We start from the raw sequence: 2808 nt of genomic DNA, 5'->3' as shown, positions 1-2808 counted from the left end.
GGCCTCTTCCGTGGATGGGTCGATGACGTCAAGCGTCGCCGGCACCACGGGCGCCACCCATTTGCCGTCGATGAAGAAATTGAGATGGTTGCTCACAGGGCCGTGCTCCGATTGTTGGGAAGAGATCAAGGTCAGATTAGCTTGAGAGAATAGGGCAGTTAGCGCCACGGCGCAGGCTGATATGCGCCACGTCGCCGACGCTGAATTGAAAACCGTCGGCGCGGCGCGGCGCGTCGACAACGACCGACGTGCCCTGCCCGAGTTCAGCATGGAGCCGCAGCGTGCGGCCGTGAAAGACGACGCCGCTCACCCGCGCCGGCGCACTTCCTTCGACGGCCTCGCCGGCGGCAAGAAAATCTTCCGGCCGTACGCCGATGGTGCGCGTGTCGCCCGCGGCAGGCGTCTCGCCGCTCTCGGAGGAGGCATCCAGCGGCAGGTCGCCGGCGGCAAAGCGCAGGCGCTCGCCGTCGCGGCCGACAAAGCGCGACTGCAAAAGGTTCATCGTGCCGATGAAGGAGGCGACAAAACGCGTCGCCGGCCTGTCGTAGAGCGTCGCCGGCGGCGCGATCTGTTCGATGCGGCCCTTGTTCATCACGACGATGCGGTCGGAGATCGACAATGCCTCGGTCTGGTCGTGCGTGACCATGACGAAGGTGGTGCCAAGCCGCGCCTGCAGCCGCTTCAGTTCGACCTGCATCTGTTCGCGCAGATGCGCGTCGAGCGCCGATAGCGGCTCGTCGAGCAGGAGCACGCGCGGCTCGCAGACAATGGCACGGGCCAGCGCGACGCGCTGGCGCTGGCCGCCGGAGAGTTCAGAGACCCGCGCGCGAAGCTTGTCGGCAAGTCCGACCATGTCGAGGGCGTCGCCGACGCGCCTTGCCTGCTCAGCCCCGGAAAGTTTGCGCAGCGACAGGCCGAAACCGACATTCTCGGCGACGTTCATGTGCGGGAACAGCGCATAATCCTGGAAGACGGTGTTGACCGGCCGGTCAAAGGGCCGGAGCGCTGTGATGTCGCGACCGTCGAGCAGCACATTGCCGCTCGACGGGCCTTCGAAGCCTGCGATGACGCGAAGGCTGGTGGTCTTGCCGCAGCCGGATGGCCCAAGAAGGGTCAGGAACTCACCGCTGGCAATATCGAGATCGACAGCGTCGAGCCCGACGATGCCGCCCGGAAAAATTTTCGAGACAGCCTGCAGGCGAACCAGCGGATCAGGCGCCATCGCGAACCTCGGAGGGTTTGGTGGTGTTGACCCAAAGGATCTGGCAGCGCTCGACGCCGCGATTGTGGAAGGCGTGCAGGAGCGTGCTCTTGAAGGCAAAACTGTCGCCGGTCTTCAGCACATACTTTGTCGAATCGACCACCAGCTCGACCTCGCCCGACAGGACACAGCCGAATTCGTGGCCCGCATGCGCATAGGCTTCCGCCGTGCCGCCGCCGGCCTCGACCGTGACCAGCATGCCGGTCAGCGTCGCGCCCGGAGGCGACAGCAGCGCCTTGGCGATGCCTTCCGATTTCACGGGAAGCGCACGCCGCTTGTCGGCGCGCACGCAATAGAGGTCGTTGACCGCTTCATTGCCGTCGGTGATCAGCGCCGAAGGTTCGATATCGAGCGCGGCGGCCAGTGGCCAGATCACCTTGACGCGCAGCGAGGACATGCCGCGTTCGATCTGGCTGAGCGCGCCAATTGAGATGCCGGCCCTGGCGGCGAGGTCGGCCAGCGACAGGTTGCGCTCAAGGCGCAATGCCCGCACCCGCCGGCCAACGCGGACATCGGCATCGTCCCTCGGCTTCGCTTCGTCAAGAACATCCATATATCGGTCCTCGTCTAGTCTCTTCACTGGCGCGTCGCAGCGTCGAAAAGCTCCCCCTTCTCCCCCTGGGGGAGAAGGTGTCGCCGAAGGCGACGGATGAGGGGTGTTCCAGCTTGGCAAGGACGGCGATCCGTCCAACACCCCTCATCCGTCTCGACGCTGCGCGCCGATCCACCTTCTCCCACAAGGGGAGAAGGAAGAACCAGCATCACCCGCCAGCCTTCACCTTCTCGAACATTTTCGCCATTTCGTCATTCTGCTTCATCGGCCCCGTGAAGATCGTGCTTTTCAGCATCACGTCCGGATCGGCCGGCAGTTGCAGCTTCTCAAGCTCGTCCTTCCCCACGCCGGCGAAAGCGGTGCTCAGCGAGCTGCCATAGCCATAGGACTGGATCAGATACTTGCCGGAGTCCGCGTCGAGCCGGCTGTTGATGAAGTCATAGGCGAGGTCGACGTTCTTGGCGTCCTTCAGCATGACGAAGCCGCAGGCCCAGGTCAGCATGCCCTCCTTCGGCTTCATGAACTCGACCGGAACACCCTGCTTCTTGAGCGAGGTGGCCGACGCGTTCCAGGTCATGGCGGCGACGAGCTGGCCGCTCGCCAGCGCCTGCTCGACCGAGGTCATGTCGGTGGTGTAGCTCGACAGCAACGGCCGCTGTTCGCGCAGTTTCTCAGCCACCTTGTCCATCTGCTCCGGCGTCATGTCGAAGGGATTCACGCCCGCCAGCAGGGCGGCAACGATCGGCGTGTCGTGCACGGCATCGATGGTCGCCATGCGGCCGGCATATTGCTTGTCCCACAGCAGGTTCCAGCTCGCCTCGGGGTTCTTCACCAGGTCGGTGCGGTAGAGGATCGAGGTGTTGCCCCAGTCCCACGGCACCATCCAGACCTTGCCGTCGCCGGCCTGCAGGTCGGGCAGGTTCTTGAACACCGGGAAGATCGAATCCCAGTTCTTGATGCGCTTGGTGTCGATCGGCTGCAGCAGGCCTTCCTT

3 protein-coding genes are annotated in these 2808 nt (G+C 64.3%); all 3 read right to left on the bottom strand.

The genetic code is table 11. The features are described 5' to 3' along the window. Positions 1-136: 136 nt before the first annotated feature. Entirely contained in the window at positions 137-1222 is a 1086-nt protein-coding gene (locus tag J0I79_RS34720; RefSeq protein WP_292870616.1) for an ABC transporter ATP-binding protein, read from the bottom strand. Next, positions 1212-1814, bottom strand: a complete 603-nt coding sequence (locus tag J0I79_RS34715; RefSeq protein WP_292870613.1) for a cupin domain-containing protein — start codon at positions 1812-1814, stop codon at positions 1212-1214. Before J0I79_RS34715 ends, J0I79_RS34720 begins: the two co-directional genes overlap by 11 nt. Positions 1815-2022: 208 nt before the next feature. Next, positions 2023-2808 (bottom strand): extracellular solute-binding protein (locus tag J0I79_RS34710; RefSeq protein WP_292870610.1); only part of this gene is annotated, 786 nt, incomplete at its 5' end.

This window comes from Mesorhizobium sp., assembly GCF_017306585.1.
Lineage (GTDB): Bacteria > Pseudomonadota > Alphaproteobacteria > Rhizobiales > Rhizobiaceae > Mesorhizobium.
Note: the sequence above shows the minus strand (reverse complement) of the source record. Positions and strands in the feature narration are given on the sequence as shown.

What these genes read in the sequence shown, in the direction of transcription:
- J0I79_RS34715 (WP_292870613.1), bottom strand. Translation starts at nt 1,814, where the DNA reads ATGGATGTTCTTGACGAAGCGAAGCCGAGGGACGATGCCGATGTCCGC.
- J0I79_RS34720 (WP_292870616.1), bottom strand. Translation starts at nt 1,222, where the DNA reads ATGGCGCCTGATCCGCTGGTTCGCCTGCAGGCTGTCTCGAAAATTTTT.